Origin of the sequence: Cupriavidus sp. SS-3 (assembly GCF_035818815.1) — a bacterium.
Classification (GTDB): Bacteria; Pseudomonadota; Gammaproteobacteria; order Burkholderiales; family Burkholderiaceae; genus Cupriavidus; species Cupriavidus taiwanensis_C.
This window is the reverse complement of the sequence record NZ_JAYLVT010000005.1, coordinates 75,719-89,946: the sequence shown is the minus strand read 5'-3', so window position 1 is coordinate 89,946 and position 14,228 is coordinate 75,719. Positions and strand designations below refer to the sequence as shown.

Annotated in this window: 15 protein-coding genes, 1 other RNA gene and 1 pseudogene; 12 read left to right on the top strand and 5 right to left on the bottom strand. The window is 67.0% G+C overall.

The annotated features are described in order from the left end of the window. The first annotated feature begins 43 nt into the window (after positions 1-43). The 3 genes from pyrC to rnpB all read left to right on the top strand — a co-directional run bounded on the left by pyrC (position 44) and on the right by rnpB (position 2,293). Positions 44-1,078 carry a dihydroorotase gene (gene pyrC / locus U9J39_RS10020; RefSeq protein ID WP_326346990.1) on the top strand — a complete coding sequence of 345 codons (1,035 nt, stop codon included), beginning with the start codon at positions 44-46 and terminating at the stop codon, positions 1,076-1,078. Between the two features lie 5 nt (positions 1,079-1,083). Continuing rightward, positions 1,084-1,929 (top strand): DUF3025 domain-containing protein, encoded by an 846-nt coding sequence (locus U9J39_RS10015; RefSeq protein WP_442784895.1) that lies wholly within the window; start codon positions 1,084-1,086, stop codon positions 1,927-1,929. 23 nt (positions 1,930-1,952) lie between these two features. After that, an RNA gene (gene rnpB / locus U9J39_RS10010) (RNase P RNA component class A) lies at positions 1,953-2,293 on the top strand. A gap of 55 nt (positions 2,294-2,348) precedes the next feature. Here rnpB and U9J39_RS10005 read toward each other — a convergent pair. Next, positions 2,349-2,771, bottom strand: a complete 423-nt coding sequence (locus U9J39_RS10005) for an OsmC family protein (RefSeq protein ID WP_115679386.1) — start codon at positions 2,769-2,771, stop codon at positions 2,349-2,351. A gap of 717 nt (positions 2,772-3,488) precedes the next feature. On the opposite strand from U9J39_RS10005, the gene rplM reads away from it, so the two are divergent. The 4 genes from rplM (at position 3,489) to erpA (ending at position 5,526) form a co-directional block, all read left to right on the top strand. After that, a complete protein-coding gene (gene rplM / locus U9J39_RS10000) occupies positions 3,489-3,917 on the top strand; it encodes a 50S ribosomal protein L13 (RefSeq protein WP_010813907.1) in 429 nt (142 codons plus the stop codon). Between the two features lie 12 nt (positions 3,918-3,929). Beyond that, complete coding sequence (rpsI, locus tag U9J39_RS09995) at positions 3,930-4,322, top strand: 30S ribosomal protein S9 (protein ID WP_012351769.1); 393 nt, start codon at positions 3,930-3,932, stop codon at positions 4,320-4,322. A gap of 258 nt (positions 4,323-4,580) precedes the next feature. After that, on the top strand, positions 4,581-5,057 hold the full coding sequence (locus U9J39_RS09990) for a bactofilin family protein (RefSeq protein WP_115708187.1): 477 nt from the start codon (positions 4,581-4,583) through the stop codon (positions 5,055-5,057). A 100-nt stretch (positions 5,058-5,157) separates the two neighbouring features. Then, a complete protein-coding gene (gene erpA / locus U9J39_RS09985) occupies positions 5,158-5,526 on the top strand; it encodes an iron-sulfur cluster insertion protein ErpA (protein ID WP_010813904.1) in 369 nt (122 codons plus the stop codon). Positions 5,527-5,586: 60 nt separating this feature from the next. On the opposite strand, the gene U9J39_RS09980 is transcribed toward erpA, so the two are convergent. After that, positions 5,587-6,384 (bottom strand): phytanoyl-CoA dioxygenase family protein, encoded by a 798-nt coding sequence (locus U9J39_RS09980; RefSeq protein WP_115708189.1) that lies wholly within the window; start codon positions 6,382-6,384, stop codon positions 5,587-5,589. 90 nt (positions 6,385-6,474) lie between these two features. On the opposite strand from U9J39_RS09980, the pseudogene U9J39_RS09975 reads away from it, so the two are divergent. Further along, positions 6,475-7,387, top strand: a pseudogene (locus U9J39_RS09975) (LysR substrate-binding domain-containing protein). Here U9J39_RS09975 and U9J39_RS09970 read toward each other — a convergent pair. Both U9J39_RS09970 and U9J39_RS09965 read right to left on the bottom strand, forming a co-directional pair. Continuing rightward, positions 7,375-8,463 (bottom strand): anhydro-N-acetylmuramic acid kinase, encoded by a 1,089-nt coding sequence (locus tag U9J39_RS09970; protein WP_240991284.1) that lies wholly within the window; start codon positions 8,461-8,463, stop codon positions 7,375-7,377. The pseudogene U9J39_RS09975 and the gene U9J39_RS09970 overlap by 13 nt on opposite strands. 50 nt (positions 8,464-8,513) lie before the next feature. After that, a complete protein-coding gene (locus tag U9J39_RS09965; RefSeq protein WP_115708194.1) occupies positions 8,514-9,905 on the bottom strand; it encodes a M23 family metallopeptidase in 1,392 nt (463 codons plus the stop codon). Positions 9,906-10,166: 261 nt separating this feature from the next. Between U9J39_RS09965 and tyrS the strand changes: the two genes are divergently transcribed. From tyrS to U9J39_RS09945, 4 genes are all read left to right on the top strand, one after another. Beyond that, on the top strand, positions 10,167-11,408 hold the full coding sequence (gene tyrS / locus U9J39_RS09960) for a tyrosine--tRNA ligase (RefSeq protein ID WP_116312152.1): 1,242 nt from the start codon (positions 10,167-10,169) through the stop codon (positions 11,406-11,408). Between the two features lie 7 nt (positions 11,409-11,415). Beyond that, the gene (gene dtd / locus U9J39_RS09955; RefSeq protein WP_115708196.1) at positions 11,416-11,877 is read left to right on the top strand and encodes a D-aminoacyl-tRNA deacylase; all 462 of its coding nucleotides are present in this window, start codon (positions 11,416-11,418) and stop codon (positions 11,875-11,877) included. A 52-nt stretch (positions 11,878-11,929) separates the two neighbouring features. Further along, positions 11,930-12,589, top strand: coding sequence for a YbhB/YbcL family Raf kinase inhibitor-like protein (locus U9J39_RS09950; RefSeq protein ID WP_115708197.1), 660 nt, complete (start codon positions 11,930-11,932; stop codon positions 12,587-12,589). A gap of 83 nt (positions 12,590-12,672) precedes the next feature. After that, entirely contained in the window at positions 12,673-13,347 is a 675-nt protein-coding gene (locus U9J39_RS09945; protein WP_326346989.1) for a histidine phosphatase family protein, read from the top strand. Between the two features lie 7 nt (positions 13,348-13,354). On the opposite strand, the gene U9J39_RS09940 is transcribed toward U9J39_RS09945, so the two are convergent. Then, complete coding sequence (locus U9J39_RS09940) at positions 13,355-14,080, bottom strand: queuosine precursor transporter (RefSeq protein ID WP_115708199.1); 726 nt, start codon at positions 14,078-14,080, stop codon at positions 13,355-13,357. Positions 14,081-14,228: the final 148 nt, after the last annotated feature.

Here is a 14,228-nt window from a genome sequence, read left to right as displayed (position 1 = left end):
TCGACGAACGCCAGCCGCCGCCCGCGGCAGGCCCAAGCTAGCCATGACCCAGAAGCTCACCATCACCCGCCCGGACGACTGGCACCTGCACCTGCGCGACGGCGCGGCGCTGGCCGCCGTGCTGCCCGACACCGCGCGCCAGTTTGCCCGCGCCATCATCATGCCCAACCTGAAGCCGCCGGTAACCACGGTGGCGCAGGCACAAGCCTATCGCGCCCGCATCCTGGCGGCGCTGCCGGCCGGCATGCAGTTCGAGCCGCTGATGACGCTGTACCTGACCGACAACACCAGCCCCGAGGAAATCGCGGCGGCCAAAGCCAGCGGCTTCGTGCACGGCGTCAAGCTGTACCCGGCGGGCGCCACCACCAACAGCGACGCCGGCGTGACCGATATCCGCCGCTGCTATCCGGCGCTGGAAGCGATGCAGCGCGCCGGCGTGCCGCTGCTGGTGCACGGCGAAGTGACCGACCCGGCCATCGATATCTTCGACCGCGAGGCCGTGTTCATCGATCGGGTGATGACGCCGCTGCGCCGCGACATGCCTGAACTGAAGGTGGTGTTCGAACACATCACCACCAGGGATGCGGCACAGTACGTGCTCGACGCGAGCGGCCCGGTCGGAGCCACCATCACCGCGCACCATCTGCTCTACAACCGCAATGCCATCTTCACCGGCGGCATCCGCCCGCACTATTACTGCCTGCCGGTGCTCAAGCGCGAAACCCACCGCGAGGCACTGGTGGCGGCCGCCACCTCGGGCAGCGAGCGCTTCTTCCTGGGCACGGACAGCGCGCCGCACGCACGCGGCCTGAAGGAACATGCCTGCGGCTGCGCCGGCTGCTATACCGCGCTGCACGCGATGGAGCTGTATGCCGAAGCCTTCGACGCCGCCGGCGCACTGGACAAGCTGGAAGCCTTCGCCAGCTTCAACGGCCCGGCCTTCTACGGCCTGCCGCGCAACGCCGGCACGCTGACGCTGGAGCGCGAGGACTGGGAACTGCCGGCCGAGCTGCCCTACGGCGACACCACGCTGGTGCCGCTGCGCGGCGGCGAAACGCTGCGCTGGAAGGCACGCTGATCGACTTGACGTTGCAAGACGGGACGACCGCGGAGAGCGAATCCTTCGCCGCCGCGCTGGCCGGGGTGGACTGGTCCCGGCCATGGTTCCAACCCTTTGCCCCGCGCGGCGCAGCCCTTGCCGCGGCAGTGCAGGGCGGGGCCGACCTGCGCGGACTGCTCGATGCCGAGTCCGTAGCGCTGGGCCTGCACAACGCGCGCGACCTCCCGCTGCGCTTTGTCCCGCAACTGGCCCTGCCCGAGGGCCGCGCCTACGAAGCGCATATCGACGCCACGGGCGAGGTCCCGACGCGCGACAATCTCCATGATTTCTTCAACGCCCTGGTCTGGCTGCATTTCCCCCAGGCCAAGCGCGTGCTCAACCAGATCCAGGCCACGGTGATCGCGCGCGAAGGCGTGCGGACTGCGCGCGGCGGTGTACGCGACGCCGCCACGCTGTTCGACGAGAACGCGGTACTGTTCCTGAGCGAAGACGACGAACATGCCCAAGCGCTGCGCGGGTTTGCCTGGCAGCGGCTCTTTGTCGGGCGCCGGCACGCGTGGGGCACCACCTGCAGGGTGGTGCCGTTCGGCCATGCTCTGCTGGAAAAGCTGGTGCGGCCGTACAAGGCCGTGACCGCACATGCCTGGACGCTGCCGCTGGTGGCGCAGGGCGAGCTGGACAAGGCGGTGGCGTTGTCGCTGCAAGAATCGGCGGCAGCCGGCAGGCTGCGCGGCGGCCATTGCTTTGCGCCGCTGCCGGTCATGGGGATCCCGGGATGGTGCGGCGACAACGCATCCCCTGACTTCTATGCCGACACCGCGGTGTTCCGGCCCGGGCGCATGCGGGATTTACACCGGCAACCCGATTGAATCGGTGTTAGACTGCGGCCCGCAAAGCAGGCCAGGCAACCGCTGCCTGTACCGCAAGGTGCAGGGGGAGGAAAGTCCGGACTCCACAGGGCAGGGTGTTGGCTAACAGCCATCCACGGCAACGTGCGGAATAGGGCCACAGAGACGAGTCTTGCCGCCGGGTTCGCCCGGCGGGAAGGGTGAAACGCGGTAACCTCCACCTGGAGCAATCCCAAATAGGCAGGCGATGAAGCGGCCCGCTGAGTCTGCGGGTAGGGAGCTGGAGCCGGCTGGTAACAGCCGGCCTAGAGGAATGGTTGTCACGCGCCGCGCGCCGCAAGGCGGGTGGGGCGCACAGAATCCGGCTTATCGGCCTGCTTTGCTTCAGTCATCGGCACGACCCGGCGCCCGCGCGGCGCACCGGGCCGGCCAAACCTCCATCAGCCTTCGACGATTTCCAGCGTGTGCGTGATCTCGGCCGTCTTGGCCAGCATGATCGACGCCGAGCAGTACTTCTCGTGCGACAGCTTGATGGCGCGCTCGACCGTGGCGGGGTTGAGATTCTTGCCGGTCACCACAAAATGGAAGTTGATGCGGGTGAATACCTTGGGGTCTTCGCCGGCGCGCTCCGCCTGCAGCTGCACGCTGCAGCCGGTAACGTCCTGGCGGCCGCGCTTGAGGATCAGCACCACGTCATAGGCGGTGCAGCCGCCGGTGCCGAGCAGCACCATTTCCATGGGCCGCGGAGCCAGGTTATGGCCGCCACCTTCGGGAGCGCCGTCCATGGCAACGATGTGGCCGCTGCCGGTCTGGGCAACGAAGCTCATGCCGTCGGTGCCCATCCATGTTACTTTGCATTCCATTTTGTTCGTTCCTGTGCTCTATATTGTCGGTTTCCGATCACAAGCGCGTGATCTCGAATCTTGCTTTTCCCAGTATATGGCAAGGTCAAGTTCGGGGCATCGATGCCGATAACCTTAGAAAACCTGAGGGTTTCCTCTAGTGTGTCGTTGCGATGACACCTTCCTTGATTCGTTAAGTTGTTGATTTTTAAGGTTTAAATTCAAGGCGGACAGGGCTTGGTAACGTTTCGTAATACGAAATCACGTTTCGCAGTGCAAATTTCCCTTGCATCCGGGCAAACCCTAGGTATAATTCCAATCATTGAACGACGGCGCAGACAGCGCGCCAGAGTGCGAAAGCGAAGCCTCCGGCCAAGCCCTCCGCCCCGCCCGCAGTCCCTCCGTCGATCTCCAAGTGTCTCCTCCACCCTCCTCCTTTGGTGGATTCAAACCCAAGCTCAAAAGCTTGGGTTTTTTTTCGCCTGAACAAAGGCCGTTGGTACTCCAAGTGCATTGGGCGACCTGGAGCCGCGGCGATTGGCGTCGATCTTGACGAAAACTTCAGTCTTTGCTTGTGCGCTCGCTACGGCCGCCAGTATAATCGAGGGCTTTTCCGTCATGCCCGCGGAAGAAGACAGAAGCACCCGGCCACCCCCGCGGCGGCCACAAGACTTGCAGGGGCGAGCACAAGCCTTCGCGAGTCGGATTACGGGCACGAACCAATAGTCAGGAAAAATCATGAAGACCTTTTCCGCCAAGCCTCATGAGGTAAAGCGCGACTGGTACGTGATTGACGCGACGGACAAAGTCCTCGGCCGTGTTGCCAGCGAAGTGGCACGCCGTCTGCGCGGCAAGCACAAGCCGGAATTCACTCCGCACGTCGACACCGGTGATTACATCATCATCGTCAACGCAGCCAAGCTGCGTGTCACGGGTACCAAGGAAACGGACAAGAAGTACTATCGCCATTCGGGCTACCCGGGCGGTATCTACGAAACGACGTTCGGCAAGATGCAGCAGCGTTTCCCGGGCCGTGCCCTGGAAAAGGCTGTGAAGGGCATGCTGCCGAAGGGTCCGCTGGGCTACGCGATGATCAAGAAGCTGAAGGTTTACGCCGAAGCCGAGCATCCGCACGAAGCGCAGCAGCCCAAGGCGCTGGAAATCTAAGGAGGCCAATCCATGATCGGTAACTGGAATTACGGTACTGGCCGCCGCAAGAGCGCTGTGGCACGTGTCTTCATCAAGTCGGGCAAGGGCGACATCGTCGTCAACGGCAAGCCCATCAAAGAGTATTTCGCTCGCGAAACCTCGCTGATGATCGTGCGCCAGCCGCTGGAACTGACCGCTCACGCTGAAACGTTCGACATCAAGGTCAACGTCACCGGCGGCGGCGAAACCGGCCAGGCCGGCGCTGTGCGCCACGGCATCACCCGCGCCCTGATCGACTACGATGCGACCCTGAAGTCGGCCCTGTCGAAGGCTGGCTACGTCACGCGCGATGCACGTGAAGTCGAGCGTAAGAAGGTCGGCTTCCACAAGGCGCGTCGTCGCAAGCAGTTCTCGAAGCGCTGATGCGTTTTCGCGGGTCCGGCCCTGCCGGATCTTGCGAAACCAGAAAAACCGCACGCTGGCCGTGCGGTTTTTTTTCGCCCGCGGGCTACGGAACCGGCGCTGTGCTGCCGTCATAGTGAGCAGGCCGCCATACTTTTGTGGGGTATCCGGCCGTACGCGGCTACAATCTCGCCCTGTCGCCGACAGCAAGTCCGGCTTGCCGGCGCGCCTGCGCCATGGGCAGGCCAGCCTGGCACGAACGAGAGAGGAGTGAAAGTCATGCTGTTTTCCAAGAAGAAGGGCCTTTCGATCGACACGCTGATCGGCGAAGACACCGCCATCGACGGCGACCTGGTGTTTGCCGGCGGCCTGCGCCTGGACGGACGGGTACGCGGCAACGTGACCGCGGCGCCGGGCAAGCCCAGCATGCTGGTGGTCAGCGAGAAGGGCGTGGTCGAAGGCGAGATCAGCGTCGGCCACCTGGTGTTGAACGGCACCGTCAAGGGCCCGGTGCACGCCGGCGACCTGCTGGAGTTGCAGCCGCAGGCGCGGGTGCTGGGCGACGTGCGCTATGCCGCGCTCGAAATGCACCAGGGCGCGCTGGTCGAGGGCCGGCTGATGCCGCTGGTGCAGGCCGAGGTCAAGGCGTTGCCGAACCTGGTCGAGGCGCCGCCGGTGGCCGAAGTGACCGAAGCGGCCGCTGCTGACGGCGAAACTCCGGCAGCCGAGGCCAGTCCCACTGAAAAGGCCGCGTAGCGGCGACTTCGATGCCGGGAACCCCTTGAAAACACAAGGTTTCGGCACGATTTCCCAGTAGCGCTTAGAATACAGGCGTATCTAAACAGGAGAACACCCCATGAACGCAGTCGCAGAGGCACCCGTTACCGAGGACGTGCCGGCACCGTTCGTCTTTACCGACAGCGCCGCCGACAAGGTCAAGCAGTTGATCGAGGAAGAGGGCAATGCCGAGCTGAAACTGCGCGTGTTCGTGCAGGGCGGCGGCTGCTCGGGCTTCCAGTACGGCTTCACCTTCGACGAGGAAGTCAACGAAGACGACACCACCATGGTCAAGAACGGCGTCACCCTGCTGATCGACTCGATGAGCTACCAGTACCTGGTCGGCGCCGAGATCGACTACAAGGAAGACATCAACGGCGCGCAGTTCGTGATCAAGAACCCGAATGCTTCGACCACCTGCGGTTGCGGCTCGTCGTTCTCGGTCTGAGCGATCCCGCTTGCACAAAAAAACGCACCTTCGGGTGCGTTTTTTCTTTGCCGCGCCGCCCTACTGCGGGGCGCGCCAGACCACCGGGAACCAGTCTTCACGCAGGCGCTCGCCGGTCTGCTGGCCGATGCCGGGGAACGGCGGCGAGGTTCGCCCTGGGCGCTGCATGAAGCGCACGTCGTCGCCGAGGAAGCGGGCCGAGAACGCCCGACGCCGCCCGGTGCCGGTGTTGCCCGCGGCACCGTGCACGGTGCGGAAGTCGAACACCACCGCATCGCCCGGTTCCAGTTCCGGCGCAAGCAGGGTGTGGCTGCCGTCCTCCACGTCCGGCATTTCCATGAAGGCATCGTCGCCGCCGTAGAAGTTTTCGTTGCTGGCCCAGCGCTTGGGCCGCACCAGGCGTGGCCAGCGATGCGAGCCGGCCACCACGCGCAGCGTGTTGGCCCGGGTGACCGGGTCCAGCGGAATCCAGTAGCTCGCGGTCTGGGTGCCGTCGACGCAGTAGTAGGGCAGGTCCTGGTGCCATGGCGTGGGCTTGGCGGTGCCCGGCTCCTTGACCAGGATGTGCTCATGGAACACCTGCACCGCCTGCGACTGCATGATCCGCCCGGCGATGCCGGCCGCGGCCGACTCGCGGATAAACGCGGCGAACGGGGCGATGCGCTGCCAGTTGCAATAGTCCTCGAAGAAGCGCCCGCCCTCGCCGGCGCGCACGTTCTCGATGGCAAAGGGGCCGGGCTCGGCCAGGTTCTGCGCGAAGCCTTCGCGCAGGCGCTCGACCCACTCGGTAAAGGCGCCGCGCAAGACCAGCACGCCGTCGCGCTGGTAGGTGCCGATCTGTTCCGGGGTGATGTCCATGGCGATAGGTGTTGGGGGCGATGGACCCAGTATCACTAAGCGCGAGGGATAGGAAAAGCATATATTTCCTATGTTGCGATATAGGAAATCATGATCCCTTTCTCCTTCCGCCAGCTCGAGTACTTCGTCGCCGCCGCCGAGCACGGCAGCATCAGCGCCGCCGCGCGGGCGCGCCATGTGTCGCAGCCGTCGGTATCGACCGCGATCGCACAGCTGGAGGACACGCTGGGCGAGCCACTGTTCAGGCGGCAGGTCAGTCGCGGGCTGTCGCTGACCCCGGCCGGGCAGCGCCTGCTGGGCAAGGCCCGCGACGTGCTGGCGCTGGCCGCGGGGCTTGCCGCCGACGATGGCGCCGGCCGCGGCCTGAGCGGCCAGTTGTCGCTGACCTGCTTCCAGGACCTGGGCCCGTACTTCGTGCCGCGCCTGCTGGCGGGACTGCGCGAGCGCCATCCCGGCATCGCGGTGACGCTGTTCGAGGCCGACCTCGCCACCGTCCATCGCACCTTGCAGGCCGGCAAGGCGGAGCTGGCGGTGACCTATGAACTGGGACTCGACGCCCGCACCGAGCGCCGCACGCTTGCGGAGCTGGCGCCCTACGCGCTGCTTCCGGCCAACCATCCACTGGCAAGCAGCGCCGAGATCAGCCTGGCTGACCTGGCCGCCGAGCGGTTGATCCTCGAGGACATCCCGCAGACCCGCGAATACTTCCTGTCATTGTTCTGGGCCCACGGGCTGCGCCCGGCGCTGCACCAGTACACCCAGACCTTCGAGATGCAGCGCGGGCTGGTGGCGCACGGCTATGGGGTGGCGCTGTCGTGCACGCGGCCCGCGGGCGACCAGCTACGACGGCATGCCGATCGCCTGCCGGCCGCTGCGCGAGCCGGTGACGCCGCAGCGCGTGGTGCTGGCGCACTCGCCGGCCATGCGCGCGTCGCCGCTGGCGCAGGCGTTCATGGATTGGGTCGATGCAGGGGAGGGCGGCGCCGGGGTTCAGCGCGGGTAGATCGCGCCCAGCACGCGCGGCCCGGCGGCGCCGGTCACGGTGGGGACGTTGCCCGGCAGGCGCAACAGGCACTGGCGCGCGAGCCAGGCAAAGGCGATGGCTTCGACCTGCGACACCGGCACGCCGTAGTCGTCGGAGGTCTCGATCGCCACGCCCGGCAGGGCCTGCGCCAGCCGCGCCATCACGAAGGCATTGCGGGCGCCGCCGCCGCAGACAATCAGCCGCCGTGCAGCGGGCGCGCTGGCGCGCACGTCGCGCGCGATGGCCTCGGCAGTCAGCGCCGCCAGGGTGGCCTGCACGTCGGCCGGCGCGAGCTGCGGGAACGCCGCCAGCCGCGTTTCAAGCCAGCCGGGATGGAACAGGTCGCGCCCGGTGCTCTTGGGCGGCGCCGCGCTGAAATAGGGCTCGGCCAGGCACTGCGCCAGCAGCGCGGCGTCGACCCGCCCGCTGGCGGCCCAGTCGCCGTTGTGGTCGAAGGCCAGGCCGCGGTGGCGGCCGATCCAGTAGTCGAGCAGCGCATTGCCCGGTCCGCAGTCGAAGCCGCTGATGGGGCCGCCTGCCGCCGGGAGGATGCTGATGTTGGAGATGCCGCCGATATTGCAGGCCACGCGGGTCTCGGCCTCGCTGCCGAACAGCGCGTGATGCAGCGCCGGCACCAGCGGCGCGCCCTGCCCGCCGGCGGCGAGGTCGCGGCTGCGGAAGTCCGCCACCACGTCGATGCCGGCCAGCTCTGCCAGCCGCGCCGGATGCTGGCTCTGGCGGGTATAGCCGATGCCGTCGTAGAGGCCGGGCCGGTGGCGGATGGTCTGCCCGTGGGCGCCGATGGCGGCCACCGAGGCGGCATCGACACGTGCCTCGCGCAGCAGCGCGCCGACGCAGTCTGCGTACACCTGCGCCAGCGCGTTGGCCGCCAGGGCCTCGCGGTGGATCTCGTCCTCGCCCGGCTGCTGCAGGGCGCCGAACGCGGCGCGCAAGGTGTCGGGGAAGGGTTGGCTGGCGGCCGCCAGCACTGCCGGCCGCGCACCGCTGAAATCGACCAGTACCGCATCGGCACCGTCCATGCTGGTGCCGGACATGATGCCGATATAGCGTTCGCTGCCGGGCGCGGGGATCACGATGGACGCGGTCAGTTGGCGGCGGTCAGCACGTTATAGGTGCGCAGCGCGTTGATGCGGCTGAGCAGCCCGCTGGTGTAGGTCAGGAATTCCTGGCGCGACTTGCCGGTCAGCGGCGGCGATTCCATCAGCGTGACGGTCAGCGGGTTCTGCGGCACGTCGTTGAAGCGGAACTCGTAGTGCAGGTGCGGGCCGGTGGCCCAGCCGGTTGCGCCGACATAGCCGATCAGCTGGCCCTGGCGCACCACCTGCCCCTGGCGCATGCCGGCAAAACCGGACAGGTGCGCGTAATAGGTGGAGTAGCCGTTGGGGTGCGACAGGATGACGATGTTGCCGTAGCCGTTCTGCTGGCCGACGAACTCGACCATGCCGTCGCCGGTGGCCAGCACCTTGGTGCCGGTGGGGGCGGCGAAGTCCACGCCCTTGTGCTGGGCCCAGTCATGATGCAGCGGATGCTCGCGGCCGCCGAAGCCCGACGACACGCGCGAGAACTCCACCGGCGAACGCAGGAACGGCCGCTTCATGCTGCGCCCGTCGAAGGTGTAGTAGGCGCCGCCGTCCTTGCTGCCTTCGGGCGCGAACCACAGCGCCTGGTGCAGCTGGTTGCGGTTGATCAGCTCGAGCGCGACCACGCGGCCGTTGCGCACGAAGGTGCCGTCGCGGAAGCCCGCTTCATAGATGATGCGGAAGCGGTCGCCGGCGGCGATGTCGTGGTGGAAGTCGATCACGCCGGAGAAGATCGACAGCATCTGCTGCACCACTTCGTCGGGCACGTTGGCCGCGTCCATGGCCTTGAAGAAGCCGCCAGAGGAAATCGCGCCCGAGGCCATCTCGTAGTGCACGTCGTTGTCGACGCGCTGCACCTTGGCCTTGTAGGCGGCGGCGCTGTCGCCGCTGGCGGCGCGCACGCGCTCGATCACCAGCTCGCGCGAGGCCGCGGCGTCGCCGCCGAGGTTGGCCTGCAGCGACACCAGCGTGTTGCTCTCGTCGATTTCCGCCTGCACCGCCTGGCCCGGGTTCAGGTTGAACAGGCCGCGCGCGGTGGGGTTCTTGACGATGAACGCCTGCGCGTCGGCATCGTCCACGCCCAGGCGCTTGAGCAGGCTGGCAATGGTGTCGCCGCGCTGCATGCGCTCTTCGCGCACGTACACGGCCTGGCTGTCGGTAAGCTGTTCGAGCTGTTCGCGCACGTCGGGCATGCGCAGGGCCTGCTGGGTGCGGGGCGCGCGCGGATCGTCGTAGGCGCTGCGCGGCGCGACACCCATGGCCGCGGCCATGCCGAGCGTGAAGATCGCGCCGACCGAGGCCGTCAGTTGTTTGCGCCGCCGCGCATGCTGGGGGTTGGTCGGATCGACCAGTACCACCAGCTCACGCGCGAAAACTTCGCGGAGTCTGGACCACATCACGTAAAATTCAACCTTGGTCTGAGCCCGCTGCCGGGGACGATGTTTCTCGTCTGCCTTCCTCCCCCGAGGTGCGGCGCGTGCTGTCAGTATTCAGTAATTTTGGCCGCCTGCCTTGCTGTGCAAAGTGCCGTGCAAAGTGACGGGTGGCGCACCGGAAAGGCTTCCGCTGGCGCCTGGAAACGCGGATTATACCAAAATCCGGCCCTGGCGGCTGTCGGCAGATTTCCTAAAATTTCAAGTATTTCAAAGACTTACGTGATGACTGAAGTTGCCTCGGCCGCACCGGCCAAATACCCCCTGACGCCCTCGGTGATGCAGGCCCTGGAGATCTCCAGGCGCGGCTGCGACGAGCTGCTGATCGAAGCGGAGTGGGCGCAGAAGCTGGCGCGCAGCGAGGCCACCGGCGTGCCGCTGCGCATCAAGCTGGGCCTGGACCCGACCGCGCCCGACATCCATATCGGCCACACCGTGGTGCTGAACAAGCTGCGCCAGCTGCAGGACCTCGGCCACCAGGTGATCTTCCTGATCGGCGACTTCACCTCGACCATCGGCGACCCGTCCGGCCGCAACAGCACGCGCCCGCCGCTCACGCGCGAGCAGATCGAGGCCAATGCCCAGACCTACTACCGCCAGGCCAGCCTGGTGCTCGACCCGGCCCGTACCGAGATCCGCTACAACAGCGAATGGTGCGATCCGCTCGGCGCGCGCGGCATGATCCAGCTGGCGGCCAAGTACACCGTGGCCCGCATGATGGAGCGCGACGACTTCACCAAGCGCTTCCGCTCCGGGATCCCGATTTCCGTGCACGAGTTCCTCTACCCGCTGATGCAGGGCTACGACTCGGTGGCGCTGAAGTCCGACCTGGAACTGGGCGGCACCGACCAGAAGTTCAACCTGCTGGTGGGGCGCGAGCTGCAGAAGGAATACGGCCAGGAGCCGCAGTGCATCCTGACCATGCCGCTGCTGGTGGGCCTGGACGGCGTCGAGAAGATGTCCAAGTCCAAGGGCAACTACGTGGGCGTGACCGAGGCGCCCAACGAGATGTTCGGCAAGCTGATGAGCATCTCGGACGACCTGATGTGGCAGTACTTCACGCTGCTGTCGTTCCGCCCGATGAGCGAGATCGACCTGATGAAGCAGGAGATCGCCGCGGGACGCAATCCGCGCGACTGCAAGGTGCTGCTGGCGCAGGAGATCGTGGCGCGCTTCCACAGCCAGGCCGATGCCGAGAAGGCGCTGGAAGACTTCAATCATCGCGCGCGCGGCGGCGTGCCGGACGATATCCCCGCGGTCAGCCTGGAAGGTGCGCCGCTGGGCATCGCGCAGCTGCTCAAGCAGGCCAACCTGGTGCCGTCGACCTCGGAGGCCAATCGCAATATCGAGCAGGGCGGCGTCAAGATCGACGGCGCCACCGTGAGCGACAAGGCTACCAAGGTGGCCGCGGGCACCTACGTCGTGCAGGTCGGCAAGCGCCGCTTCGCGCGCGTGACGCTGGCCTGAGGCGGCGATGATCGCGCTGATCCAGCGGGTGGCCCAGGCCCGCGTCACGGTTGCAGGCCGCACCACCGGCGAGATCGGCGCCGGCCTGCTGGCACTGGTCTGCGCCGAGCGTGGCGACACCGAGGCGCAGGCCGAGCGGCTGCTGGCCAAGATGTTGTCGTACCGGGTGTTTTCCGATGCGGACGGCAAGATGAACCTGCCGGTGCAGAACATGGACGGCAACGGCAATCCGGGCGGGCTGCTGGTGGTGTCGCAGTTCACGCTGGCGGCCGACACCAACAGCGGCACGCGGCCCAGCTTTACCCCCGCGGCCTCGCCCGAGGACGGCCGGCGCCTGTACGAGCATTTCGTCGCGCGGGCGCGCGCGGCGCATCCGCAGGTGCAGACCGGCGAGTTCGGCGCGATGATGCAGGTCAGCCTGGTCAACGACGGTCCGGTCACCTTCTGGCTGCGCGTGGCGCCGGCCTGAACCGATTCGAAGCTGCCGCGTCCCCGGCGCGGCATCAAGACAGGAGAGACAAATGAAACTCTGGAGCAAGTCCTTCAACGACAACGCGCCGATCCCCGGCGAGTTCGCCTTCTGCGTGCCCGACGCCGCCGCCCACGTGGCCCTGTCGAACAACCGCAATCCCGACCTGCACTGGGAAGACGCGCCGGCCGAGACGCGCTCGTTCGTGCTGATCTGCCACGACCGCGACGTCCCCAGCAAGGGCGACGACGTCAACCAGGAAGGCCGCGAAGTGCCGGCCGCGCTGCCGCGCGTGGACTTCTTCCACTGGGTGCTGGTAGACATCCCGCCCGGCCTGACCTCGATCGCCGCCGGCTCGCACAGCGACGGCGTGATCGCGCGCGGCAAGCCGGGGCCGGAAGCCACCGGCGGCACCGCCACCGCCGGCGGCCTGCGCCACGGCATCAACGACTACACCGGCTGGTTTGCCGGCGATGCCGACATGAAGGGCGACTACTACGGCTATGACGGCCCGTGCCCGCCGTGGAACGACGCGCTGCTGCACCACTACGTGTTCACGCTGTATGCGCTGGACCTCGACCGGCTGCCGCTGGAAGGTACCTTTACCGGCACCCAGGTGCGCGAAGCGATCCAGGGCCACGTGCTGGCGCAGGCCAGCCTGACCGGCACCTATACGCTGAACCCGAAGCTGGCCAAGTCATCGGCGGCCTGAAGCCGGACCGGTGCCGCGTTCCGCGCGGTGCCGGGCCCGCACGGCCCCAAGCAAGCACCCGCAGCAACCCCGAAGGAAACGGCATGTCGCAAAGCCCCGGGCCGCATTCGCTGGCCTTTACCCACCTGATCGTGATCCGCCACGGCGAAACGGCCTGGAACCGGGAGCGCCGGCTGCAGGGCCAGCTCGATATTCCGCTGAACGAGACCGGCCATGCCCAGGCACGCGCGCTGGCAAGTGCGCTGGCGGGCGAGCCGATCGATGCGGTGTATTCCAGCGACCTGTCGCGCGCGCTGGAAACCGCCGCGCCGCTGGCCGAGGCGCTGGGGCTGCAGGTGCGCGCCGACGCGCGCCTGCGCGAGCGCAGCTACGGCTCGCTGCAGGGCAAGACCTACGCCGAGGTGGCCGAGCACCTGCCGGAAGACTTTGCCCGCTGGCAGGCGCGCGTGCCCGATTACGCGCCGCCCGAGGGCGAGTCGCTGCTGGGCTTCCACGAACGCACCGTGGACGCGGTGCTGGCGCTGTCGCGCCGGCATCCGGGCGAGCGCATCGCGCTGGTCGCCCACGGCGGCGTGCTCGACTGCCTCTACCGCGAGGCCACCGGCATGACGCTGGAAGCGCCACGCCAGCACGAGTTGCTCAATGCCAGCGTCAACCGCCTGCGCAGCGACAGCACCCACCTGACGCTGGCCCAATGGGGCGACGTCAGCCACCTGGAAAACCTGGCGCTGGACGAGGTGGACCGGCGCGTGCCGTAGCGCGGCGCTAGACCCGGACGCGGAACGGCGTGAAGTTGGTATGCCGGTCGAAGTAATCTTCGTTCTCGGCGCGCTTGAGGAAGCCCACCACCTTGTACGTGACCGGCGTCATCACCACTTCCCAGCCGGTCTTCAGCACGTACTGCGCCACCGCCACCTGGACCACCTGCTCCAGCGGCCAGATGCCGTAGAAGGCGATCACGTAGAACAGTGACGAGTCCACCAGCTCGCCCGCCAGCGTCGAGCCGATGGTGCGCGTCCACAGCCAGCGGCCAGCGGTCCACAGCTTCATCTTGGCCAGCACATAGCTGTTGGTAAAGCTGCCGCAGCAGAATGCGATCAGGGAACCGAGCGCGATGCGCCAGGTATTGCCGAACACGTCCTGCAGGCTCTGCTGGTAGTCCGCCATGAACGGCGCGACCGGCATGTTCAGCACCACCACGCTCATGAAGGTGGCGAAGGCCAGCGCGGCAAAACCCGCCCAGACCACGCGCCGGTCACGGCCGTAGCCGTAGACCTCGGTCAGCACGTCGCCGAAGATGTATGAGATCGGGAAAAACAGCACCCCCGCACCGAAAGTCACCGTGCCGATCAGTGGCAGCGTGACCTGCGCCGCCTTGGCCGCGCCGATGAGGTTCGAGCACAGCAGCACGGTGACGAAGGCCACCATGACGAAGTCGTAGTAGCGGTAGACGCGGCCGGCCTGGGGCGGGCTGGCGGTGGTGGCAGTCATTGTGGGCTCCCGGTCGCGTGCGCGCTGGCGCAGTGAGTTGGGCGCGATTATGCCAGCACGCGGCGCGTTCGCGCATGCAGCAAGCCCCGGCATGGCGCAGCCACGGGTGCCCAAAAAACAAATTCCCGGCCTGGGCCGGGAATCGTGT

Bases quoted from the DNA above. Each gene is read 5' to 3' on its own strand.
- erpA (WP_010813904.1), top strand. From the start codon at position 5,158: ATGAACGCAGTCGCAGAGGCACCCGTTACCGAGGACGTGCCGGCACCG.
- tyrS (WP_116312152.1), top strand. From the start codon at position 10,167: ATGACTGAAGTTGCCTCGGCCGCACCGGCCAAATACCCCCTGACGCCC.
- U9J39_RS09980 (WP_115708189.1), bottom strand. From the start codon at position 6,384: ATGGACATCACCCCGGAACAGATCGGCACCTACCAGCGCGACGGCGTG.
- U9J39_RS09970 (WP_240991284.1), bottom strand. From the start codon at position 8,463: ATGTCCGGCACCAGCATGGACGGTGCCGATGCGGTACTGGTCGATTTC.
- U9J39_RS09965 (WP_115708194.1), bottom strand. From the start codon at position 9,905: ATGTGGTCCAGACTCCGCGAAGTTTTCGCGCGTGAGCTGGTGGTACTG.
- U9J39_RS09950 (WP_115708197.1), top strand. From the start codon at position 11,930: ATGAAACTCTGGAGCAAGTCCTTCAACGACAACGCGCCGATCCCCGGC.
- rplM (WP_010813907.1), top strand. From the start codon at position 3,489: ATGAAGACCTTTTCCGCCAAGCCTCATGAGGTAAAGCGCGACTGGTAC.
- rpsI (WP_012351769.1), top strand. From the start codon at position 3,930: ATGATCGGTAACTGGAATTACGGTACTGGCCGCCGCAAGAGCGCTGTG.
- U9J39_RS09945 (WP_326346989.1), top strand. From the start codon at position 12,673: ATGTCGCAAAGCCCCGGGCCGCATTCGCTGGCCTTTACCCACCTGATC.
- U9J39_RS09990 (WP_115708187.1), top strand. From the start codon at position 4,581: ATGCTGTTTTCCAAGAAGAAGGGCCTTTCGATCGACACGCTGATCGGC.
- dtd (WP_115708196.1), top strand. From the start codon at position 11,416: ATGATCGCGCTGATCCAGCGGGTGGCCCAGGCCCGCGTCACGGTTGCA.
- U9J39_RS09940 (WP_115708199.1), bottom strand. From the start codon at position 14,080: ATGACTGCCACCACCGCCAGCCCGCCCCAGGCCGGCCGCGTCTACCGC.
- pyrC (WP_326346990.1), top strand. From the start codon at position 44: ATGACCCAGAAGCTCACCATCACCCGCCCGGACGACTGGCACCTGCAC.
- U9J39_RS10005 (WP_115679386.1), bottom strand. From the start codon at position 2,771: ATGGAATGCAAAGTAACATGGATGGGCACCGACGGCATGAGCTTCGTT.